The sequence below is a fragment of the Pseudonocardia sp. genome, assembly GCF_050250275.1.
Classification (GTDB): domain Bacteria; phylum Actinomycetota; class Actinomycetes; order Mycobacteriales; family Pseudonocardiaceae; genus Pseudonocardia.
The window spans coordinates 21,676-43,819 of record NZ_JBFWOY010000046.1; the positions used below are offsets into that span (position 1 = coordinate 21,676).

General features: G+C 73.2%; 22 protein-coding genes. 5 read left to right on the top strand and 17 right to left on the bottom strand.

The features are described from left to right. Window positions 1-145: 145 nt before the first annotated feature. Window positions 146-1,294: a GNAT family N-acetyltransferase gene (locus tag AB7F12_RS29195; RefSeq protein WP_428498661.1), complete on the top strand. Its 1,149-nt coding sequence runs from the start codon at window positions 146-148 to the stop codon at window positions 1,292-1,294. A gap of 101 nt (window positions 1,295-1,395) precedes the next feature. Here the strand turns inward: AB7F12_RS29195 and AB7F12_RS29200 are convergent, their stop codons facing one another. From AB7F12_RS29200 to AB7F12_RS29215, 4 genes are all read right to left on the bottom strand, one after another. Continuing rightward, window positions 1,396-2,145: an SDR family NAD(P)-dependent oxidoreductase gene (locus AB7F12_RS29200; protein ID WP_428498662.1), complete on the bottom strand. Its 750-nt coding sequence runs from the start codon at window positions 2,143-2,145 to the stop codon at window positions 1,396-1,398. Continuing rightward, window positions 2,142-4,091: an FAD-dependent oxidoreductase gene (locus AB7F12_RS29205; RefSeq protein ID WP_428498663.1), complete on the bottom strand. Its 1,950-nt coding sequence runs from the start codon at window positions 4,089-4,091 to the stop codon at window positions 2,142-2,144. The genes AB7F12_RS29200 and AB7F12_RS29205 overlap by 4 nt, the downstream gene beginning before the upstream one ends. Before the next feature lie 161 nt (window positions 4,092-4,252). Continuing rightward, on the bottom strand, window positions 4,253-4,921 hold the full coding sequence (locus tag AB7F12_RS29210) for a DUF6069 family protein (protein ID WP_428498664.1): 669 nt from the start codon (window positions 4,919-4,921) through the stop codon (window positions 4,253-4,255). Window positions 4,922-5,081: 160 nt separating this feature from the next. Continuing rightward, window positions 5,082-6,323 carry a sensor histidine kinase gene (locus AB7F12_RS29215; RefSeq protein WP_428498665.1) on the bottom strand — a complete coding sequence of 414 codons (1,242 nt, stop codon included), beginning with the start codon at window positions 6,321-6,323 and terminating at the stop codon, window positions 5,082-5,084. Between the two features lie 68 nt (window positions 6,324-6,391). Here AB7F12_RS29215 and AB7F12_RS29220 point away from each other — a divergent pair, with 68 nt between their 5' ends. Beyond that, the gene (locus AB7F12_RS29220) at window positions 6,392-7,039 is read left to right on the top strand and encodes a response regulator (RefSeq protein ID WP_428498666.1); all 648 of its coding nucleotides are present in this window, start codon (window positions 6,392-6,394) and stop codon (window positions 7,037-7,039) included. A 1-nt stretch (window position 7,040) separates the two neighbouring features. Here the strand turns inward: AB7F12_RS29220 and AB7F12_RS29225 are convergent, their stop codons facing one another. The 7 genes from AB7F12_RS29225 to AB7F12_RS29255 form a co-directional block, all read right to left on the bottom strand. Then, window positions 7,041-7,859, bottom strand: coding sequence for a glycoside hydrolase family 16 protein (locus AB7F12_RS29225; RefSeq protein WP_428518047.1), 819 nt, complete (start codon window positions 7,857-7,859; stop codon window positions 7,041-7,043). Beyond that, the gene (locus AB7F12_RS29230; protein WP_428516892.1) at window positions 7,856-8,569 is read right to left on the bottom strand and encodes a polysaccharide deacetylase family protein; all 714 of its coding nucleotides are present in this window, start codon (window positions 8,567-8,569) and stop codon (window positions 7,856-7,858) included. Before AB7F12_RS29230 ends, AB7F12_RS29225 begins: the two co-directional genes overlap by 4 nt. A 38-nt stretch (window positions 8,570-8,607) precedes the next feature. Then, a complete protein-coding gene (locus AB7F12_RS29235; protein ID WP_428498669.1) occupies window positions 8,608-8,835 on the bottom strand; it encodes a hypothetical protein in 228 nt (75 codons plus the stop codon). A 13-nt stretch (window positions 8,836-8,848) separates the two neighbouring features. Next, window positions 8,849-10,276 (bottom strand): glycosyltransferase, encoded by a 1,428-nt coding sequence (locus tag AB7F12_RS29240; protein WP_428516888.1) that lies wholly within the window; start codon window positions 10,274-10,276, stop codon window positions 8,849-8,851. A 652-nt stretch (window positions 10,277-10,928) separates the two neighbouring features. Continuing rightward, window positions 10,929-11,399, bottom strand: a complete 471-nt coding sequence (locus AB7F12_RS29245) for a peptidoglycan-binding domain-containing protein (protein ID WP_428502168.1) — start codon at window positions 11,397-11,399, stop codon at window positions 10,929-10,931. A 136-nt stretch (window positions 11,400-11,535) separates the two neighbouring features. Continuing rightward, window positions 11,536-11,673 (bottom strand): hypothetical protein, encoded by a 138-nt coding sequence (locus tag AB7F12_RS29250; protein ID WP_428502167.1) that lies wholly within the window; start codon window positions 11,671-11,673, stop codon window positions 11,536-11,538. Next, window positions 11,666-12,259: a hypothetical protein gene (locus AB7F12_RS29255; RefSeq protein WP_428502166.1), complete on the bottom strand. Its 594-nt coding sequence runs from the start codon at window positions 12,257-12,259 to the stop codon at window positions 11,666-11,668. The genes AB7F12_RS29250 and AB7F12_RS29255 overlap by 8 nt, the downstream gene beginning before the upstream one ends. A gap of 122 nt (window positions 12,260-12,381) precedes the next feature. Here AB7F12_RS29255 and AB7F12_RS29260 point away from each other — a divergent pair, with 122 nt between their 5' ends. Both AB7F12_RS29260 and AB7F12_RS29265 read left to right on the top strand, forming a co-directional pair. Beyond that, complete coding sequence (locus AB7F12_RS29260; protein ID WP_428502165.1) at window positions 12,382-13,545, top strand: sensor histidine kinase; 1,164 nt, start codon at window positions 12,382-12,384, stop codon at window positions 13,543-13,545. After that, the gene (locus tag AB7F12_RS29265) at window positions 13,542-14,180 is read left to right on the top strand and encodes a response regulator transcription factor (RefSeq protein ID WP_428502164.1); all 639 of its coding nucleotides are present in this window, start codon (window positions 13,542-13,544) and stop codon (window positions 14,178-14,180) included. Before AB7F12_RS29260 ends, AB7F12_RS29265 begins: the two co-directional genes overlap by 4 nt. A gap of 61 nt (window positions 14,181-14,241) precedes the next feature. Here the strand turns inward: AB7F12_RS29265 and AB7F12_RS29270 are convergent, their stop codons facing one another. The 6 genes from AB7F12_RS29270 to thiC all read right to left on the bottom strand — a co-directional run bounded on the left by AB7F12_RS29270 (window position 14,242) and on the right by thiC (window position 21,329). Further along, a complete protein-coding gene (locus tag AB7F12_RS29270; RefSeq protein ID WP_428502163.1) occupies window positions 14,242-14,739 on the bottom strand; it encodes a peptidoglycan-binding domain-containing protein in 498 nt (165 codons plus the stop codon). A 260-nt stretch (window positions 14,740-14,999) separates the two neighbouring features. Then, a complete protein-coding gene (locus AB7F12_RS29275; protein ID WP_428502162.1) occupies window positions 15,000-15,815 on the bottom strand; it encodes an FAD binding domain-containing protein in 816 nt (271 codons plus the stop codon). Next, window positions 15,812-16,357 (bottom strand): (2Fe-2S)-binding protein, encoded by a 546-nt coding sequence (locus AB7F12_RS29280; RefSeq protein WP_428502170.1) that lies wholly within the window; start codon window positions 16,355-16,357, stop codon window positions 15,812-15,814. Before AB7F12_RS29280 ends, AB7F12_RS29275 begins: the two co-directional genes overlap by 4 nt. 5 nt (window positions 16,358-16,362) lie before the next feature. Next, the gene (locus tag AB7F12_RS29285) at window positions 16,363-18,633 is read right to left on the bottom strand and encodes a xanthine dehydrogenase family protein molybdopterin-binding subunit (protein WP_428502160.1); all 2,271 of its coding nucleotides are present in this window, start codon (window positions 18,631-18,633) and stop codon (window positions 16,363-16,365) included. Between the two features lie 192 nt (window positions 18,634-18,825). Beyond that, window positions 18,826-19,641 carry a bifunctional hydroxymethylpyrimidine kinase/phosphomethylpyrimidine kinase gene (gene thiD / locus AB7F12_RS29290; protein WP_428502169.1) on the bottom strand — a complete coding sequence of 272 codons (816 nt, stop codon included), beginning with the start codon at window positions 19,639-19,641 and terminating at the stop codon, window positions 18,826-18,828. A gap of 41 nt (window positions 19,642-19,682) precedes the next feature. Continuing rightward, entirely contained in the window at window positions 19,683-21,329 is a 1,647-nt protein-coding gene (gene thiC, locus AB7F12_RS29295) for a phosphomethylpyrimidine synthase ThiC (protein WP_428502159.1), read from the bottom strand. Window positions 21,330-21,558: 229 nt separating this feature from the next. Between thiC and AB7F12_RS29300 the strand changes: the two genes are divergently transcribed. Continuing rightward, window positions 21,559-21,993, top strand: a complete 435-nt coding sequence (locus AB7F12_RS29300; protein ID WP_428502158.1) for a nitroreductase family deazaflavin-dependent oxidoreductase — start codon at window positions 21,559-21,561, stop codon at window positions 21,991-21,993. The last annotated feature ends 151 nt before the right edge of the window (window positions 21,994-22,144 follow it).

Sequence of the window (22,144 nt, forward strand, 5' to 3'; positions counted from 1 at the left end):
GGCTGTCTCCCGTCGTTCGGGTCGTGCTCGGACCAACTGGACGCTAAATGGCACCCGGTGCCAATGCAAGGGTGAGCTGGACCGCCGACCTGTCCGGACCCACCCGTTCGGAGGGGTCGGGGCAGGACCGTTCAGACTTGCCGACGTGAGTGCTCCGACGTTGTTGCACCTCTGCACGCCGGGCGAGTGGCGGGCGGCCATGGCCGACGGCGCGCTCGGTCTGTCGGGGGCGGCGGGCCGGTCGATGGCCGAGTCCGGGTTCGTGCACCTGTCGACGGCCGAGCAGGTCGCGCTGCCCGCGAGCCGCCTGTTCCCGGGTCGCGACGACATCGTGGCGCTGGCCGTCGACGCCGGGCGCATCGCCGACCTGCGCTGGGAGCCGGGGCTGCCCGACGACCCGTCGGACATGGTCTTCCCGCACGCCTACGGCCCGGTCCCGACGGGCGCCGTCGTCGCCGTGCTGCCGCTGCGCCCGCGCCCCGACGGTGGTTTCGACGCGCCCGGCGGCCCGCCCGCCCGGGTCGACGCGGTCGCCCGCCGCGACACGATGTCGTACTCGGTGCTGCGCCGGCTGGCGACGTCGGAGGAGCCCGTCACCGGTGGTGTCGCCGTCGTCACGGAGTCGGTGTCGGCGTCCTACCAGCACAACCAGCTGCTGCTCGACGGCCCGGTCGGTGCCGCGCAGGTGATCGCCGACGCCGACCGCGTCCTCGGCGGGGCCGGGCTGGCCCATCGGGCGGCGACGCTGCGCGGGACCGACGCCGCCGCGACGGCCGCCGAGCTGGCCCGGCACGGCTGGGAGGTCGACCACCTCGTGTCGCTGGCGACGATGCCCTCGGCCGCACCGCCGCGCCACCACCCGCACGCCGAACGCGCGCTGCCCTCGGAGCTGCGCCCGTTCTGGGAGGCGTCGTGGCTGCGGTCGGCGCCGGGGCTGACCGAGCAGCAGCGTGCCCAGCTCTCCGACCGGCACGACCTCGAGGACGACGTGGTCGACGTGCACGCCATGGCGGTCCGTGAGCACGGGCACGTCGTCGCCTGCTGCCTGCTCAAGATCGACGGGGCGACGGCGGAGCTCGACGCCGTCGAGACCGCCCCGACCCACCGCGGTCGTGGCCTGGGCGACGCGCTGCTCGCGGGCGCGCTGCGGCAGGCCCACCAGTCCGGGTGCGACCTGGTGTGGCTCGACGCCGACGCGGCCGACTGGCCGCGCGACTGGTACCGCCGCCGGGGCTTCGGCGAGGTGGGCGAGGCCTGGTTCTGCCGGCGACGGGACCGGCCCCGGTCAGGGTGAGGGTGCGCGCATCCCCCGCGCCCCGACGTCACCGCGTTCGCGGGTCCGCCGCTCCGGGGAACCCGCAGGGCCCGGCGGCCGCCCGGTTCACCGCGGCCGCGTCACGCGGAGTCACCCGGCTGCGGGAAGTGCGCCATCAGCGTCTGGGTCAGGGCGCCGTCGACCAGGATGTGCTGGCCGCTGACGTAGGCGGCGTCGTCGGAGAGCAGGAACGCGACCACGCGGCCGATGTCCTCCGGCGCCCCGATCCGTCCGACGGGGACCAGTGCGCGGCGACGCTCGTACATGACCGGGTCGGCGTAGACGGCCTCGGCCATCTCCGTGCGGATCATGCCGGGGCCGATGGCGTTGACCCGCACGCCCCGCGCACCCCACTCGACCGCGGCCTGCCGGGTGAAGGCGACCACCCCGGCCTTCGACGCCGCGTACATGCCGCCGTTGAGCTGCGGCACCTCCGCCGCCATCGAGGCGATGTTCACGATCGACCCGCCCGCCGACGACAGGTGCCCCAGCGCGGCGGCGGACAGCGCGACGACGGCACGGAGGTTGACCCCGAGGGTGGCGTCCACATCGGCCGGGTCGAGCGCGGACAGCGGGCCGCGGCGGATGATGCCGGCGTTGTTGACCAGGCCGTCGAGCCGGCCGGTGACCGCCAGCGCGGACTCGACCAGCGCGGCCGGGTCGGCGGCCACGTCGCCCGGGACCGCGGTCCCGCCGACCTCGGCCGCGACCTTCTCCGCGCCCTCGACGGAGACGTCGTTGACCGCGACGTGCCAGCCCCGCTCCGCCAGCACCCGTGCAATCCCGGCACCGATCCCACCGCCGGCACCCGTCACCAGAACAACCCTCATGCCTCTACCCCCACCCTGAACCCGTCCCAGATCGCGTCGATCGCGCGGCGTGGGGCGAGCGCATCGCCCACCACCCGCGCCCGGATCCCCTGCGCCGCGAGCTCGCCGACCAGTTCGTCGCAGGCGACGCCGTACCACGCGGCGACGACGGCGTCGGCCTCGTCGACCACCTGCGCACCGGTCCAGTTGTCGCGCGAGCGCACGCGCCCGTCCTCGATCGCGAGGACGGTGTGGCTCTCCCGGATCCGGACGCCGGCCGCCCCGAGGCGGCGCATCATCGGCGGCCGGGAGAACGCATCGAGCTCCGCACCGGCGGGCACCGGCGTGATCACCGTGACGACGTGGCCGTCCGCGGCGAGACGCTCGGCCGTCGTGAGGACCTTCCAGTCGGCCTCGCCGGAGTCCAGGACGACGACCCGCTCCCCGCGCACTCCGTGGGAGATCGCGTCGTGGGCGCTGACCGCGCGGTCGCCGCCGGGGATCGGGGGCGTCCCGGGCCGCGAGCCGGTGGCGACGACGACCAGGTCCGGGCCCAGGGCCGCGACCGACTCCGCCGTCGCACGCGTCGACAGCGACACGGTCACCCCCAGCCGGCGCACCTCCCGCTCCAGGAACCGCGTCGCGCCGGCGAACTCGTCGCGGTACGGCATCGCCGCGGCGGCGACGAGCACCTGACCCCCCAGTACGTCGGCGGCTTCCAGCAGCGTGACGCGGTGCCCGCGCAGGGCCGCGGTCTCGGCCGTCTTCAGCCCGGCGGGCCCGCCGCCGACGACGACCACGTGGCGCGGCTCGTCGACGACGGGAAGCGTTCCGCCCCACTGCTTCTCGAACCCGACGACCGGGTTGACCAGGCAGGCGACCGGGACCCCGCGGTGGGGCCCGCCGCGGCACCCGACGTTGCAGGAGATGCACGGGCGGATCTCGTCGAGGCGACCCTCGCGGGCCTTGTTGGGCAGCTCCGGGTCGGCGATCAGGGGCCGGACGAGGCAGACGAGGTCGGCGGTGCCGTCGACGATCAGCTCCTCGGCCTTCTCCGCGGACACGACGCGGGCGACCGCGAACACCGGCACCCCGCCGGTGACCTCCCGGATCGAACCGGCGAGGTGCACGAACGGCGCCTGCGGGTAGCTCATGTCGGGGATCTGGCGGTCGATCGAGGCGTAGTTGGACTGGCTGACGCTCACGTAGTGGACGGGTACCGCGTCGAGGAGCCGGGCGACGATCTCGCGGCTCTCGTCGATCTCCAGGCCGCCGGGGACGAACTCGTCGCCGGAGACCCTGATGCCGACGGGCACGTCCGGCCCCGCGATCGCCCGCACCTCGGCGAGCACCCGCAGGGGCAGCCGCATCCGGTTCTCCAGCGAGCCGCCGTACTCGTCGGTGCGCGTGTTGCTGAAGCGGGAGAGGAAGGAGCACAGCAGGTAGCCGTGGGCCATGTAGACCTCGAGGCCGTCGAACCCGGCGGCGAGGAAACGCCTCGTGGCCGACCGGTAGGACTCGACGAGCTCGGAGATGTCGGCGTGCGTCATGGCGTGCGGTACGACGCGGCTCGACGGGTCCGGCACCGCCGACGGCGCCCACAGCTCACGGTGGCTGGGGAAGCCGCTGCCTTGGCGTCCGAGGTGGGAGAGCTGGGCGAAGATCGCCGCGCCGTGTTCGTGGACGGCGTCGACGACGCGGGCGTAGGGCGCGATGCCGGCGTCGTCCCAGACCTGGTTGATCCCGCCGAAGGTGAGACCCGTCGGGTGCACGATGCCGGAGCCCTGGATGATCAGTCCGACGCCGCCGCGGGCCCGTTCGGCCAGGTAGTGGGCTTGGCGCTCGGCCAGCGCGTGCTCGTGCGGGTCCACGAACCTGCTGCCGTGACCGGCCATGACGAGGCGGTTTCGCAGCCGCACGTTCCCCATCTGTACGGGCTCGAACAGTCGCGTCAACGGTGGGGCCACACCCGGACACTGCCCCGTGAGCCCAAGCGTCGTCAAGGTTCTAACGACGAGTCGTGCCGTAGACAGGAGGGCGCCCCCGCACCGGGCTGGTGGGGTCCGGTGCGAGGACGCGAGGTCGAGACTGCCTGGTCGGAGTCGCGATCAGGTATCGATGTACCCGATCAGTGGAATCGGCGGCCGCGCGCGGCAGCGGCGGCCGAGCCCGCGACGAGGCTGCCGATGGCCAGCCCGATCACCAGGTGGATCACCGCGGCGGCCGTGGCGACCGCGAGGGACGTGGCGCCCAGGAAGGGGATCACCGTGGCCGCCGCCGTCGTGAGGCCGACGATCCAGCCGAGGTAGGCGAGCGGGCGGGGCGTCGACATCAGCAGCAGGTGCGCCAGCCCGGTCGCCGCCAGCGCCGCCGCCGCCGAGACCAGGCAGAGCATGGTCACGGCCGTCGACGAGCCCATCGCCGCCGCACCCGCCGGGGCGTAGAGCGCGACGTGGAAGGCGACCCGCACGACCAGCACCCCGACCAGCCCGATCAGGGCCGCGACGATCGCGGTGGCGAGCCCGCCCGACCAGAGCCGCGTGGCGTCGACGACCGGGCGGTGCTCGACCGGCTCGACCGTCATCGGGGCCGGCGGCACGGCGGCCGAGGCGCCGTCGTAGCCGTAGCGGCGGTCGGCGCCGAACTCCTGCTGCGGCGCGAACCGGGCGCCGGGAACGGTGTTGCGCTGCTCCGGCGCCGTGATCCGCGGCGGGACCGCGGTGCGGACCTGCTGACCGACCGGCGCCATGCGCTCGGTGTCGCCGTCCCAGTAGCGGTTGTCCATCGTCGTGCTCATCGCACTCGCCTCATTCGGTCTGCGGGGCTTCCTCCCCGATGCCTCAAGGCTCTCGCGCGCAACGGATCCGCACCGTCGGCCGACCGCACGACCCGCAGGACGACAGTGCTGTCCCCCGATCGAGGGACACGGGGACCGACCTCGTGAGCGGCGACGGTCGCTACGGCGACGGTTGCCACTCACCGGGCAGCTCGACCGTGACGACGGTGCCGGACGGCTCGTTCCCGACCGCTGCGAACGTCCCGCCCGCGGCCTCGATGCGCACCCGGTGCGACGCCAGTCCGATGTGGCCACGACGCAGGCTCGACGTCATCGCGTCGGCGGGCAGCCCCACCCCGTCGTCGGCGACGACGAGTCGCGCCCGGTCGCCGTCGCGGGTCAGCGACAGCCGCAGCGTCGACGCCTTCGCATGTGTCGCCGCGTTGCCGACGAGCTCGCGCGCCGTCCGGTAGAGCAGCCCGTCGATCGGGGTGCGCCCGCCGGGCCAGCCGACCGTCGACACCTCCCCGTCGAACCCGGCGCGGCCCGCCGCGGTGCGGACGAGATCACCCAGCGCCGCCTCCAGCCCCGCCCGGTCGAGCACGGCCGGGTGCAGCTGCGACACCGTCGTCCGCAACAGCCGCGACGACTCCAGCAGCGCCTCCTCGATCCGCTCGAACGACTCGGCGTCGCCGGTGTCGCGGGCGTCCTCCAGGTCCTGGCGGGCGGCGAGCACGTACTGCAGCGCACCGTCGTGCAGCGCCTCCGACAGCGCCCGGCGTTCGCGCTCCTCGATACCGGTGAGCTGGTCGAGCAGATCGGTGCGGTCGTTGACGAGCGAGCCGATGGTGTCGACGCGCGAACGCTGGATCCGCGACAGCCCCACACAGCCCAGGCCCACCCCGGCCACGATCGCCGTGCGCAGCAGCAGCGACCCCCACGGCTCGGCGTTCGACTCGCGGGTCGCGATCGCCGCCGCCAGGTACACCACCAGCGTCGCCCCCGCGACGGCCGCGCAGACGTGCGCCCGCAGCTGCGTCGCCGCCAGCACCGGGATCAGCAGGAAACCCGTGGCGAGGACGTCCGACGTCCAGCTCTGCGGCGTCGACAGGCCCGTGAGCAGCGTCAACGACCCCAGGACGAACACGTCCATCAACAGGGCGACCCACGCCAGCCGGACAGGCGTGTCGCTGCCGCCGCGCGTCCACAGGAACACCGCGAGCGCCCACACCGCGTACCCGGCCGCGACGAGCGCGCAGGCGAAGACGTCGTGTGCGGGCGGGACGAACACCACGGTCAGCGCGACGAACGCGACCAGCACACCCCGCAGCACGACCTGCAGGTCCACCCCGCGGCGGGCGTGGTCCATCGCGATGCGCATGACGTCGGGACCGATGGACTGCGGGCGGGGCGGGGCGGGCATGGGTCCTCCCGTGAATGTTCGGCCCGCGAAGTGTCCACCGCGGACGCCGAGATCCCTATGCTGACCCGATGGAGTCGTCGGACGCCCGGGTGCGCGTGGTCGTCGCCGACGACCACCCCTTCTTCCGTGACGGCGTCGCCCGTGGTCTGACCACCAGCGGGCGCGTCGAGGTCGTGGCCGAGGCCGACGACGGCCGGGAGGCCCTCGCCGCGATCCGCGAGCACACCCCCGACGTCGCGCTGGTCGACTACGAGATGCCCGACATCGACGGCCTCGGCATCGTCCGGGCCGCCGTGCGCGACGGGCTGAAGACCCGGGTGCTGATCCTGTCGGCGCACACCGAGAGCGCGGTCGTGTTCCAGGCGCTGCAGGAGGGCGCCGCCGGCTACCTGGCCAAGGACTCGAAACGTTCGGAGATCGTCGAGGCGGTGCTCGACGTCGCCAAGGGCAAGACGGTGGTGCCGCCGGAGCTGGCGGCCGGGCTCGCGGGCGAGATCCGGATGCGGGCGCAGAGCACGGGGCCGGCGCTGTCGGAACGGGAGCGCGAGGTGCTGCAGGCCTTCGCCCGCGGGCTCTCGGTGCCGCAGGTGGCGGGCGAGCTGTTCATCGGCGTCAGCACGGTGAAGACGCACGTACAGCGGCTCTACGAGAAGCTCGGCGTCTCCGACCGGGCGGCCGCGGTCGCCGAGGGGATGCGGCGCGGGCTCGTCGAGTGACTCAGTTCCACACCCGGACGTAGTCGACCACGAGGTCCACGGGGCCGGTGACACCTGCGCCGGGAGGCCCCGCGTTCCCGCCGACGGCCAGGTTGAGCAGCATGAACGCCGCCTGCGGGTCCGTGGGCCGTGACGGGTCGGCGGCGTCGAACGCGAGGGTGCCGTACGGGGCGCCGTCGAGGGAGAACGTGACCCCCGCCGACGTCCAGTCCATGCGGACCACGTGGAAGTCACTGTCGGTCGGTGCCCCCGCCGACCAGCTCGCGAGCGCGGCGTCGTCGGTCCCGGTGTGCACACTGGACTCGCGGGCGCCGTACCCGAAGTCCTCGAACATGTCGATCTCGCCGCAGCGTGGCCAGCCGACGGCGTCGATGTCGGCACCGAGGGTCCACCACGCCGGCCAGAACCCACGCGTGCTGACGTGCTTGATCCGCGCCTCCCAGTGCCCGTACCGCTGCGCGAACAGGCCCTTGGTCTTGAGCCGGGCCGACTCCCAGGTGACCCGGCCGTCCGCACCCGTCGTGGCCGTCGCGCGGATCACGAGGTGACCGGCGCCGTCGAGGAAGGAGTTGCGGCGTGAGTCGGTGTAGGTCTGCGACTCGCCGTTGCCCCACCCACCAGCACCGAGGTCGTACGTCCAGCGCGCCGGATCGGGCGCACCGCCCGCCGGGCCGTCGAAGTCGTCGGCGAACGTGTACACCGGCGGCGGCGCCGCGTCCGCAGCACCGTGCGACGCCGGGCCGGTGAACTCGGCGACCAGCGCCACCGCGGTCACGACGCCCGCAGCGGCGGCGATCCGGATCGCGCCCCGCCGCGTCACCACGGCCCCGCCACGGCATGGAAGTACGTCTTGTCGGGGCCGTCGTAGTCGAGATAGGCCATCCGCGGTGTCGACGACGGCAGCACCCGGCCCGCGCACAGGCCGCGCCCGGCGAGGACCTCGAGGATCCGGGGAACGGCGTCGACGGTGCTCTGGAAGCGGTCGTGGTACAGCAGGATCTCCCCGTCGGAGGCCTTCTCCGCCTGCGCGAGCATGGCCTCGGGGGTGGCCTCCTCGTAGTCGTCGGAGTCGCGCGACCAGAGGACGAGCGTGAGGCCCAGGCGCTCGGCCACGCGCTCGACGACGGCGCTGCTCCGACCGTACGGCGGACGGAACAGGGTCGGGGCGGGCCCGCCCATCCCGGTGAGGATCGCGGTGGTGGTGGTCAGCTCGTCGGTGACCTGGCGCTCGGTCTGCTCGTCGAGGAACGGGTGGTCGTAGGTGTGGTTGCCGACCTCCATCCCCGCGGCGCGCGCGCGGACGACGACGTCCGGGTGGGCCTGCGCGTCGGCGCCGACCATGAAGAACGTGGCGCGGCTGTCGTGGGCGCGCAGCGCCGCGACGAGCTGCGGCGTCGTCACCGGGTCGGGTCCGTCGTCGAAGGTGAGCGCGACGTGGCCGTTGGGGCACTCGGCGGCCACCGACGGCGCCCGGCCGGGGGTGGCCCCGGCCGCGACGTCGGACACCACGGCCGGGGAGAGGGCGACCATGACCACGAACATCACCTGCCAGACACGGGCCGAGTGCATCAGCGGTGGTCGGGCTGCCGCTCGCCGGGGACGCTGCTGCCGTCGCGGCGGCCGGACCAGTCCTGACCCTCGACGATCATGCGGGGCAGGACGCGGTTGACCGCGCTGATGCAGGCGATGACTGCGAACGCGGCCAGCACCCACCACAGCGGCGACATCTCCAGGAACGGCAAGGAGGCACCGGCCCCGACGCCCATCGCGCCGGGGGTCAACGCGGAGTTGTACATCGAGATCCTTCGGCTAGTTCCAGCGTTTGGTCTTGCGGGTGAGGGAGTCCCAGTAGGCCTTCACGTGGCAGGCCTGCAGGAAGTAGTCGAGGACCAGCTCGTACATGGTCGCGGCGAGGAGCATCTGCCTCCAGCCGCGGTAGCGGACGGTGACGACCCGCTCGACGATGAACACGACGCTGACCGCCAGCCAGAACGGGTGGATGTGCAAGCTGCCCGACACCGCGGCCCACAGCAGTGTTCCCAAGTAGGCGGTGGACACCAGGCAGCCGAGCATCGTGAACAGCTGCCGCCCCCAGTACCGCCACGTCACCCGGGTCATGCCGTACTGCAGGCAGTTCTCCACCGCGCCACGCTTCCAGCGCAGCCGCTGCTTCCACAGGTCGCGCCAGCTCTCCATCACCTCGGTGGTGAGCGTGCACTGCACCGGCGAGATGATCCGGTGGCCCAGATGCAGCAACGCGAACGTCAGCTCGTTGTCCTCGGTCAGCACGGTGGTGTCGTAGACACCCCCGCGACCGTCGCCGGCCGGCAACCGCCCGTCCAGCCGGGCCTCGACGACCTGGCGCAACATGCCGACCTTGAACAGTGCCGCCGTTCCGGTGATGACGAGGCACTTGCCGTTGAGCCGGTTCACGTCACGGGCGTAGCGCGCGTATTCGTTGCGCTGCAGGTGCCCGACGAACCCGCCGCCCGGACCGCCGCGGAACACCCCGCCGACCCCGCCGTATCCGCGGCGCAGGTAGAACAGCGCCGCCTCCAGGAAATGCGGGTCGAGCAGGCTGTCCGCGTCCTGGACGAGGACGACGTCGTCCTCCTCGAGGGTCGGCAGCAACCGCGCGAGCACCTGGTTGAGGGCACCGGCCTTCTTGTCGGAGTTGTCGACGGTCTCGACCACCTCGACGCCGAGGTCGCGACCGATCGACGGCGTCGCGTCGGTGCTGTTGTCGGAGATGACGACGATCCGGTCGGGCGGGGTGGTCTGACCGCGCAGTCCCGCGATCGCGCCGGGCAGGGTGTCCTGCTCGTCGTGGGCGGGCAGCAGGGCGACGAGCATCGGTTGCCGACGTCGGCCGCGCACCACCGCGATCGGGCGGGTGAGCGACTCCAGCGCCCCGCGCAGCGACCCCGCCGGCGCGGGGAGTCGCGGCGGGACGGTCCGCCGTGCAGGGTCGGCCGGGTCGACGAGGGCTCGGCCCGGCGGTCGTGCGGGCGCGGGCCGCAGGGGAACCGTCGGGGAGAACAGCGCCGCCGGTACCGCCGTCGGCAGCGCCGGCATCGACAGCGCCGGCATCGACAGCGCCGGCATCGACAGCGCCGGCGTCGACAGGGCCGGCGTCGACAGGGCCGGCGTCGACAGGGCCGGCGTCGACAGGGCCACCGTCGGCAGGACCGTGGTCCGCGGGTCCTGCGCCGCGTCGGGCTCCCGGGGTGACGGCACCGGACGGGGGTGGTCGCTGCGCGGGGTCGCCGCTGCGGGCCGGCCGGCCCGGGGCTCGGGGACGGCGCCCACGGTCTGCGCGGGCCGTCGGCCGGGCGCCACAGGGGGCCGGGGCCCCGTCGGACGCGACTCCGCGGCACGGTGCCTGCCGCCGGCATCCGGACGGCGCAGCTGCGCCGGGAGCCGAACGGTCTCCTCGAGGAGGTCGGCGCCCGCGCCGGTGTCGTTCCCACCGTCCAAAGGGGGCTCTCCTTCTGTGACCCCGGTGCGGGGACGGGACTCGAACACCGACCGGCAGTGACGAAGCACCGGCGGTGTCGCGATGGGGAGCGTCCGAGGTGGTGCGAAGAGGATTTCGAGTGATCAGGCGCAGGCGTTACCCGGTTGGCCGACAGGGTGCGTCACGCAGCGTCGAACTCTGGGCCGATCGACACACGATGTAGCACCGATCGGCCTAGTCCGAACACTCGTCGCACCGACGTCGGGCACGGTCCGTCGCATCTCAGAGCGATATGCCTGAATTATGTTGTGATGTGCGACACGTTCCACGAGTCGTACGCCACACCGGCGTGCCGTGGTCACCCCGGCGGCACCCGGACGGCACGGAGCCCGCGCCCCTGTGCGGGCGCGGGCCGTCCGGTGTGGTCGGTGCTCAGCCGCCCATGTGGTTGTTGCCGTCGACCAGGAAGTTGTGCAGCGCGGCCTGGGTGGCGGTGTTCATCGCCCCGGTCTGCGGGAGGCCGGCGTCGCGCTGCAGGTAGGTGATCGCCTGCGTCGTCTGCGCGTTCATCACGCCGGTGACCGGGCCCTCGTAGTAGTTCAGCTGCCCGAGCTCCTGCTGCAGCGTCTCGACCGCGGCCGACGGGGCCACCGGGGTGACGGGCTTCGCCGGGGTGACGTCGTGCGCCGGGACGTAACCCGTGGAGTGCGAGATCGGCGCGAGCTGCGGCGCGGCGGGGGTGGTGCCGGGCGTGCCTCCGCTGAAGCCCATCACCAGGCCGGCGACGATGCCGGCGACGGCCAGCCCCGCGGCCGAGAAGGTGACGAGCGTGCGGGCCCGCGACGGCGTGCCGGTGGCGGCGTCGGTGCCGGCGGGGTCGGTCCGGGGGGTCTGGGTGGTCATGGCCGGTGCTCCTTCGAGGTGTTCCGGGGGTGTTCCCCGATGCCTCGAGGTTCGTCCTCGCGGGCCAGGAGCACCCTCGACCGACCGACCGGCCTGCAGGACGACGCTCGTGTCCCCCGATCGACGGACACGCGTGTCATCCCGCCGCAGCGACGGGAGCCGGCCGGTACAGCCGGTGCAGGACGATCTCCAGCGGGCCGCGGTCGAAATGGCGCAGCCACAGCGTCGCGCCCCGCGACAGGTCCAGGACCGGGACGCGTCGGGGGTCAGCCACGGCTGGGCTCCCGGTCGCGCGGCGGCGCGATCGTCGTCCACAGAGGACCGACGGCGAACCAGATCACCGTGGCGAGCACGACGCGCGCGCCCCATGCCCAGAACGGGTCGGACAGCCAGGCCGCGGGGGCGGGCACGCCCAGCCCCGCGACGACCGCGATCACCGCCACCACGACGACCGCGATCACGGCCGCGACCAGCATCTTCCGCCACTCACGCCACTCGTGCGCGACCTTCGCGGGGCCGAACTTCGGCGGCTTCACCGGCGCCGGGCCGTCCGCGAAGCGGTGTGCCATCCGGACGTCGGCCCAGCGGATCATCGAGTGTCCGAACGCGATGGTCACGCCCAGATACACCGCCGCCAGGCCGTGCGTGCGACCCGGCCGGGTGCCACCAGCGACGTCGACGATCGATGCGGTGACCAGCACGAGGTCGAGCACCGGAACGAGCAGCAGGAGCACCGCGCTCGTCCTCTTCAGCCGCAGCACGTACCGGGCCAGCAGGCCCGCTCCCAGCAACACCCAGAAGCCGATCTCGCACGCGGCGATCAGCACGACGAGCGCGTTCTCGCGCACGAAGTCCCCCATGGCATCGAGCCTCGGTGACGCGCAGGGATGGTGTCGTCGGTCGTCGGACGGATCATCGCGGCGGCCGGCGTACATCCTTCGAGGGACGCGGGCCCCCAAGAGGGCGTGCTCTGATGGACGGCGTGGCCCCGCTCGCGCGCGACTCCGCGGCAGCGGCCGGCTACCTCGTCGTCGGGCTCGCGCTCATGCTGTTCGTGCCGGACGTGCGCATCTCGTGGGAGCCCTCGCCGCCCCCGCCGGGCGTGGCCGCCGTCGTGGTGCTGGTGGTCGCCTGCGGGGCGCTCGTCCTGCGTCGCAGAGCGCCGCTGGTGGGGCTGGGAATCTCGGTCGCGACGTTCGCCGCCGGGATCGTCCTGGGCGCCACCGACCTCGGCGTGCTGCTCATCTTCACCGATCTCCTCTACTGCGCCGTCCTGTTCACCTCGCGGCGGGTCAGCCGCGCGGTGTCGGGGGCGGCGGGCGTGGCGATCGTCGCCGTCGTCGTGGTCGGGCTCCTCGCGGGCGACGGCCGCGCCGCGTTCTACGGCCTGCTCAATGCCGCCCTCCTGCTGGCAATCCCCGTCATGTGGGCGGCGGAGGTGCGCCGCCACCGCACGCTCGCCGACGCCGAACGCGTCCGTGCCGAGCAGGCCGAACGGATGGCCGCGCTCGACCGGGAGGCCGCCGTCGCCGCCGAGCGCACCCGGATGGCCCGCGACCTGCACGACGTCGTCGCCGGGCAGCTGTCGGCGATCGCGCTGCAGTCCGCCGCGGTGCTCAACCTCCCCGACGCCGACGCGCCCACCCTGCGTCGCGTTCTCGGCTCGGTGCGGACGCAGTCGGTGGCCTCGCTGGGCGAGATGCGCACGATGATCACGTTGCTGCGCGAGGGTGACGACGCGGACCCGCCCGCCGCGCCGCCCCGGCTCGACGAGCTGGGCCCGCTGCTCGACTCCGCCCGCGCCACCGGCCTCGACGTCGCCCTCGACGACTCCCGGCGGCCCGCACCCGTCCGGGCCGCCACGGAGCTGGCGGCGCACCGGATCGTCGCCGAGTCGCTGACCAACGCGGCGAAGCATGCCCCCGGGTCAGCGGTGCGGGTCGCATTGTCGGACAACGATTCCGGACTGGTCGTCGAGGTCGCGAGCACCGCGGGCACCCGGCCGCCGGCGGAGGTGGGCGGTGCGGGATCCGGCCTGGCCGGGCTGCGGGAACGAGCGGCCGCCGTCGGCGGGACGCTGCACGCCGGGCCTGCCGACGACGGCTGGCTCGTCCGCGCCGAGCTCCCGTCGGAGGGGGCGTCGTGATCCGCGTCGTCGTCGCCGACGACCAGGCCGCTGTCCGTGCCGGGCTCGTCATGATCCTCGACGCCGCACCCGACGTGGAGGTCGTCGGCGAGGCCTCCGACGGCGCCCAGGCCGTCCGGGCGGCCACGTCGCTGCGCCCCGACGTCGTCCTCATGGACATCCGGATGCCCGGCGTCGACGGCATCACCGCGACCCGCGAGCTCACCACGGCCGGCATCGCCGAGGTCCTGGTGCTCACCACGTTCGACCTCGACGACCTCGTCGACGGGGCCCTCGCCGCCGGGGCCGCCGGGTTCCTGCTCAAGACGGTCGACGCCCCCGCGCTCGTCGACGCCGTCCGGTCGGTCGCCCGTGGCGACGGGGTGCTCGCGCCCGAAGTGACCCGCCGCGTCATCGCCCGGCTGTCCGCGCGCCCGGCCCGGCCCCCGGTCCCGGGTCTGCACGACCTCACCGCCCGCGAACGCGACGTCCTCGGCTGTCTGGGCCGCGGGCTGTCCAACGCTGCGATCGCCGACGAGCTGGTGATCACCGAGGCCACGGCCAAGACCCACGTCTCCCGGGTGCTCGCGAAGCTCGGTCTGCGTTCCCGCACCCAGGCCGCGCTGGCGGCACAGGACGCGGGGCTGGTCCCCTGAAACGCACGGGAGCCCGCGCCTCGATGAGGCGCGGGTGGTCCGGGTGTGCGGGGTCGGTCTCTCAGCCGCCCATGTGGTTGTTGCCGTTGACCAGGAAGCTGTCCAGCGCAGCCTGGGTGGCGGCGTTCATCGTGCCCGTCCGGGGCAGGTCGGCGTCACGCTGCAGGTAGGTGATGGCCTGCGTGGTCTGGGTGTTCATCACGCCGGTGACCGGGCCCTCGTAGTAGTTCAGCCGGCCCAGCTCCTTCTGCAGCGTCTCGATCGCCGCGGACGGCGCGACCGGGGTGACGGGCTTGGCCGGGGTCACCGGGGTGACGGGCTCGACCTTGTGGTCGGCGGGCACGTAACCGGTGGCGTGCGAGATCGACGGCGCCGGCGCGGGCTGCGCACCCGCGCCGCTGACCGTCATCACCAGGGTGGTGATCACGCCGGCGGCGGCGATGCCGACCGCGGCGACGGCACCGACCATGAGGCCCTTGGCGCGGCGCGAGGTGGTGGGGGCGGTGTGGCGGGCACCGGGGGCGGTGGTGGTGGCCGGGGTGGTGGTCGTGGTGTTCATGGCCGGTGCTCCTTCGAGGTGTTCCGGGGGTGATCTCCCGATGCCTCCAGGTTCGTCCCTGCAGGCCACGAGCACCGTCGACCGACCGGCCGGTGCGCAGGACGACCCGGGTGTCCCTCGATCGACGGACACGCCCCGCGCAACCTCCCCCGCGCGCAACCTCACTGCTGTGTTCCGCGCCGGGAGCGACCGTGGGGTTGCGCGCGGAAATGCGACGGCGCCCCCACCCGTGCGGATGGGGGCGCCGTCGAGAACCGGCCTCAGCGACCGGCTGCCGTCTCCAGCGCGCGGCGGGTGAGGACCCGCGCGAGGTTCCTGCGGTACTCCGGGGTGCCGGCCGTGTCGGTCGGGGGCTCGGTGCCCTCGGCGGCGAGCGCGGCGGCGTCGGCGATCGAACGCCCCTCGGCCAGCGCGGCCTCGGTCGCACCGGCGCGCAGCGGGGTGGAGCCCATGTTGACCAGCCCGACCCGCCCGTCGACGACGGCGACCGCGACGATGGCCCAGTCGTTGGCGCGGCGGGTGAACTTCTCGTAGGCCCAGCCCGCGTTCCCGGTGCGCGGCACCCGGATCTCGACGATCAGCTCGTCGGGCTCCTTGGCCGTGGTGAACACACCGGTCCAGAACTCGGTGGCGGGCACCGAGCGCTGCCCACGTGGCGAGCGCAGCACGATCGTCGCGTCGAGGGCCAGGACCGCGGCGGGCAGATCGGAGGCCGGGTCGCCGTGGGCGAGCGAGCCGCCGAGGGTGCCGCGGTGGCGGACCTGCGGGTCACCGACCGTGCGGGCCACGGCCGGCAGCAGCGGGACCTCCGTCGCCAGCACGTCGGAGTTCTCGACGTCGTGGTGGCGCGTCCCGGCGCCGATCGCGACCTCGTCGCCCTCGACGCGGACGTAGTTCAGCTCGCGGAGCCGTCCGATGTCGACGATCAGCTCCGGCGCGGCCAGGCGCAGCTTCATGACCGGCAGCAACGAATGCCCGCCCGCCATGATCGTCGCCTCGTCGCCGTGCTCGGCGAGCAGCGCGATCGCGCCGTCGACCGAGTCGGGGCGGGCGTACTCGAAACCGACGGGGATCACGCGCCACTCCCGACCGAGAAGCCCGGCGCCGTGCGGGCCGCGTCGCTCTCCGCCTCGATCGCCTGCTCGGCGTCGGGGTCCTTGCCCGCGGCGACGAGCGCGGCGCGCACGATGTTGTGGTAGCCGGTGCAGCGGCAGAGGTTGCCCTCCAGCCCCTCGCGGACGGCCCGCTCGTCGAGGTCCGGGTTCTCGTTGATCAGCCCGGCGACGGCCATGACCATGCCCGGGGTGCAGAAACCGCACTGCAGGCCGTGCTCGGCGCGGAACGCGGCGGTGACCGGGTGGTCGAGCTCCTCGCCGCTCTCGCCGGCGAGGCCCTCCATCGTCGTGACCGCGAGCTGGTCGGCCTGCACGGCGAGCACGGTGCAGGACTTGACGGACTCGCCGTCGAGCAGCACGGTGCACGCCCCGCACGACGTGGTGTCGCACCCGATGTTGGTGGCCTTGAGCCCGACGTTCTCGCGCAGGTAGTGCGCGAGCAGCAGCCGGGGCTCGACCTCGTCGGTGGTGGTGCGGCCGTTGACGGTGATCTCGATCTTCACGTTCGTCATCCGTCCTCCTTCACGGCGTCCTGGATGGCCTCCCAGACCCGCAGCGGGGTGGTCGGCATGTCGATGTGGCGGATCCCCAGGTGCGACAGCGCGTCGACGACGGCGCTCTGCACGGCCGGGGCGGAGCCGATGGTCCCGGCCTCACCGATCCCCTTGAAGCCCAAGGGGTTGATGGGGGTGGGCGTCTCCATGGTGACGAGGTCGAAGCTCGGCAGCTCGGCCGCCGACGGGAACCCGTAGTCGGCGAAGGTCGCGGTGAGCGGCTGCCCGTCGGGGTCGAAGACGACCTCCTCCAGCATCGCCTGCGCGATACCCTGCGCGATGCCGCCGTGGCGCTGGCCCTCGCAGAGCAGCGGGTTGAGCACGGGCCCGGCGTCGTCGACCGCCCAGATGCGTTCGACGGTGACCTTGCCGGTCTCGGTGTCGACCTCGACGACGGCGACGTGCGACCCGAACGGGAAGGTCGCCTTCTTGCCGTCGAAGACCGTCTCGACCTTGAGCTCCTCGCGCTCGGCGAGCTGCGCGAAGGTGACGGTCGGCGAGCCGGGGGCACCCCGGACGACGATCGCGGCGTTGGCGGTGTCGACCTCGAGGTCCTCGACGGAGGCCTCCAGGATCTCCGCGGCCCGCTGCTTGGCGAGGTCGATGAGCTCGAGGGAGGCCTGGTGGACGGCGACGCCGCCGGTCTGCAGGCTGCGCGAGCCCATCGTGCCGCCGCCACGGGGCACGTGGTCGGTGTCGCCGTGGCGCACGGTGATCTTGTCGACGGGGATGCCGAGCTGCTCGCTGGCGAGCATCGCCCACGCCGTCGCGTGCCCCTGACCGTGGGGCGACGTGCCCGTCCAGACCAGCGCCGTGCCGTCGGCGTGGATCTCCAGCGAGGCGTTCTCGGCGAACGCGCCGCCGCCGGTGATCTCGACGTAGGAGGAGACGCCGATGCCGATCTGCTTGGCGTCGCCGCGCTCGCGGCGCACCTTCTGCACCTCGCGCAGCGTGGCGTAGTCGCTGGCCTCGAGTGCGAGGTCGATGGCCTTGGCGTACTCGCCGGAGTCGTACTCGACGCCACCCTTGGTGGTGAAGGGGAACTTCTCCGGGGCGACGACGTTGATCTTGCGGAGCTCGGCCGGGTCCATCCCGATCTCGGCGGCGAACAGGTCCATCGCCCGCTCGATCGCCGACGTGGCCTCGGGGCGGCCGGCGCCGCGGTAGGCGGCGGTCGACGTCGTGTTGGTGACGACGACGCGGGCCCGCGAGTCGACCTTCTCGATGTCGTAGGTGCCGGGCGCCATCATGCGCGTGAACACCGGGAGGAAGACGCCGAGGCGCGGGTAGGCGCCGGCGTCGGCGATGACGTCGAGGCGGTAGGCCTTGACCCGGCCGTCGCGGCTGCCGCCGATGGTGATGGTCTGCCGCTGGTCGCGGCCCTGGACCATCCCGGTCATGTTCTCCGAGCGGCTCTCGCTCCAGCGGACCGGCCGGCCGGTGTGGCGTGCGAGCCAGGCGACGAGGCCGAACTCGGGGTCGGCGCCGATCTTCGCGCCGAAGCCGCCGCCGACGTCGGGCAGGATCACGTGGATCTGCGACGCGTCGACGCCCAGCCAGCCGGCCACCTCGTCGCGGGCGCCCTGGGCGTTCTGGTTGGAGCAGAACAGTGTGCAGCGCCCGTCGTCACCCCAGACGGCCGACGCGGCGCGCGTCTCCAGCGACGCCGCGGCGACCCGCTGGTTGACGATGTCGCGGGTGACGACGACCTCGCAGTCGGCGAAGAAGTCGGGGTCGGGGTCCTCGGCGTTGTAGACGCTGCACGTGTTCGTGCCCGCGTCGGGGAACAGCAGGACCTCGTCCTTGAGTGCCTCGCGGACGTCGACGACGGCCGGCAGCGGCTCGTAGTCGACGTCGACCAGCTCGGCGGCGTCGGGCCCCTGGTAGCGCTCCTCGGTGAGGACCGCGGCCACGGGCTCCCCGACGAAGCGCACCCGCTCGGTGGCCAGCCACGGGCGGACCATCTGCTTGGGCGCTCCCCCGAACAGGAGCGGAGCCTCGAGGTCGATGTCGGCACCGGTCAGGACCGCGACGACGCCGGGGGCCTCGCGGGCCGCCTCGACGTCGATCGAGGTGATCGTCGCGTGTGCTATCGGGGAGCGGACCAGCGTGAGGTGCAGCGCTCCGCTGAGCCGCTCGTCTGTCAGGTCGTCGGTGTATGTCGCGCCCCGCGTGAGGAACACCGGATCCTCAACACGGACGACGCGCGTCCCCATGATGCTCATCGATCGCGAGACTAGCCCCGCCCGGTGGGTTCCGTCCGACCGTGCACCGCCGGGAGCCACGCCCTGACCAGCGGATGCTGTAAGGCTTGCCTATGTCGAACCCCGACGGCGGCGGCACGAGCAGGTGATGCGGCCGCCCCGACACCGCATCTGCGGATGTGACGCCGGGATGTCGTGGTTCACGTCACCGGTTCAGGAGGGCTCGTTCCACCACTCCCGGACCGTCCACAGGGGCGACACCGGGCCGTGGCCCGCACCCAACGGATAGGAGTTCCGGACGGCCTCCACGATGTAGCGCTTCCCGAACGCGACGGCGTCGCCGACCGACAGCCCCCGCGCGAGCCCCGACGAGATCGCCGCGGCCATCGAGTCGCCCCCGCCGTGGGTGTTGCCGGTGTCGAACCGCGGGCCGGGCAGCTCGGTGAACGTGTGCCCGTCGTAGAGGAGGTCGACGCAGCCGTCGACGTCCTCGGCCAGGTGCCCGCCCTTCACCAGGACGTTGCGCGGCCCGAGCCCGTGCAGCACCTTGGCCGCCTCGTACTGCCCCGCCCGGTCGTGCACATCGATGCCGACGAGCAGCCGCACCTCGTCGAGGTTCGGGGTGATCAGGGTGGCCCGGGGGAAGAGCAGGCGGCGGAAGGCGTCGAGGGCCGAGTCGGCCAGCAGCTGGTCGCCGTGCATCGACGCGGCCACCGGGTCGATCACGAGCGGCGTCGCGCGGGCGGCGCCGATGCCGTTGTCATCGCACGCGCCCGCGACGGCCTCGATGATCTCCGCACCCGCGAGCATCCCGGTCTTCGCGGCGTCGAGCCCGATGTCGGAGGCGACGGCGGCGATCTGCGCCGCGACCGTCTCCGGCGGGATGGGGTGGACGCCGATCACGCCGACGGAGTTCTGCACCGTCACCGCGCACACCGCGAGGCAGCCGTGGACCCCGCACGCGGCGAAGGTCCGCAGGTCGGCGGCAATGCCCGCGCCACCCCCGGAGTCGGTACCCGCGATCGTCATCACCCGCGGCGGGGTCACCCCGACGGTCGGGAGCGGCCCGCTCACGGGGTGGTCACCGGCAGGTACACCCGGCCACCCGCGTCCGTGAACATCTGCGACTTCTCGTCCATCCCTGCCTCGATCGCCTCGACGCTCGTCAGCCCGTGCGCCTCGGCGTAGTCCCGGACGTCCTGGGTGATGCGCATGGAGCAGAACTTCGGCCCGCACATCGAGCAGAAGTGTGCGGACTTCGCCGGCTCCGCAGGAAGTGTCTCGTCGTGGAACCCGCGGGCGGTGTCCGGGTCCAGCGCCAGCGCGAACTGGTCGTGCCAGCGGAACTCGAACCGGGCCTGCGACAGGGCGTCGTCACGGCGCTGCGCGTGCGGGTGGCCCTTGGCGAGGTCGGCGGCGTGCGCGGCGATCTTGTAGGTGATGACGCCGGTCTTCACGTCGTCGCGGTTCGGCAGACCCAGGTGCTCCTTGGGCGTGACGTAGCAGAGCATCGCCGTGCCCGCCTGCGCGATCGTCGCGGCGCCGATGGCCGACGTGATGTGGTCGTAGCCGGGCGCGATGTCGGTGGCGAGCGGGCCGAGGGTGTAGAACGGCGCCTCGTCGCACCAGCGCTCCTCCAGCTCCACGTTCTCGACGATCTTGTCCATCGGGACGTGGCCGGGCCCCTCGATCATGACCTGGACGTCGCGGGAGCGGGCGATCGCCGTCAGCTCGCCGAGGGTGCGCAGCTCGGCGAGCTGGGCCTCGTCGTTGGCGTCGGCGATGGAGCCGGGGCGCAGGCCGTCGCCGAGGGAGAAGGTGACGTCGTAGGTGCGCAGGATGTCGCACAGCTCGGCGAAGTGCGTGTAGAGGAACGACTCCCGGTGATGCGCCAGGCACCACGCCGCCATGATCGACCCGCCACGGGACACGATTCCGGTGACACGCTTCGCCGTCAGCGGGACGTAGCGGAGCAGGACGCCCGCGTGCACCGTCATGTAGTCGACGCCCTGCTCGCACTGCTCGATCACCGTGTCGCGGTAGGTCTCCCAGGTCAGCGCCGCCGGGTCGCCCGCGACCTTCTCCAGCGCCTGGTAGATCGGCACCGTTCCGATCGGGACCGGGGAGTTGCGCAGGATCCACTCGCGGGTGGCGTGGATGTCGGCGCCGGTCGAGAGGTCCATGACGGTGTCCGCGCCCCAGCGGGTGGCCCACACCATCTTCTCGACCTCGTCGGCGATCGAGGAGCGCACCGCGGAGTTGCCGATGTTGGCGTTGATCTTCACCAGGAACCGCTTCCCGATGATCATCGGCTCCGACTCGGGGTGGCGCCGGTTGGCCGGGATCACGGCCCGGCCACGCGCCACCTCGGACCGCACCAGCTCGACGTCGACACCCTCCCTGATCGCGACGAACCGCATCTCGGGTGTGACGACCCCCTTGCGCGCGTACGCGAGCTGGGTGACCGCGCCGTCGAGGGGCTCGCGGTCGGCGACCCAGTCCGCGCGCAGCGCCGGCAGCCCTGCGTCGAGGTCGACGGTGGCGGTCTCGTCGGTGTAGGGACCCGAGGTGTCGTAGACGTCGAGGTGCTCGCCGTTGGTCAGGCCGATGCGGCGCACCGGGACCCGCAGCCCGTCCGGACCGTCCACATAGGACTTCCGGGAGCCGGTGATCGGGCCGGTGGTGACCTGCGGACGGACGGAGCTGTCCTGCGTCATGTGACGTCCTCCCTCGCCGGCATTACCCGGCTGGTTCTGCGGTCGGCGGCCCCAGCCGCCCTCTCAGCCCGCTCGTGCGCGAGCTCCCGCGTGTCTTCAGATGTGCCACGACCGTAACCCGGCGCCCACGAGCCGCACCAGGCCGGTCCCACCCAGCGAGCGCGCCCGCCCGGCGACGTCACCCTCCCGGACGGAATAGATCCGGCCCCGGCGTGAGGTTGCTCCGGACATGGCAGTGAACAGCGAGGTCGAGTTGAGCCCGTCCGGCTGGGTCCGGGACCAGACCGAGAAGATCCTCGAGACCGGCACGACCGACAGCGTCGACATCCAGGGCCTGCCCGTGGTGCTGGTGACGATGAAGGGCGCCAGGAGCGGCAAGCTGCGCTACGTCCCCCTGATGCGGGTGGAGCACGACGGCCACTACGCGCTCGTCGCCTCGAAGGGCGGGGCCCCCGAACACCCGCTCTGGTACTTCAACCTGCGCGCCAACCCGACCGTCACCCTGCAGGACGGCGAGCGCTCGGGCGAGTACACGGTGCGCGAGGTCGACGGCCCCGAGCGCGACCAGTGGTGGGAGCGCTCTGTTGCGGCGTTCCCGAACTACGCCGAGTACCAGACGAAGACCGACCGCCGGATCCCCGTCTTCGTGCTCGACCCGGCGTGACCCCCGTGAGTGGCAACGGTCGCTCCCGCGACCGTTGCCACTCACGACCCCAGTCTCAGCCGGCCAGCGCCCGGATCGGCGGGACCCGGCCGGCGCGGACCGCCGGAGCGAGCGCCGCCAGCACCGCGACGAGCACGACACCCACGGCCAG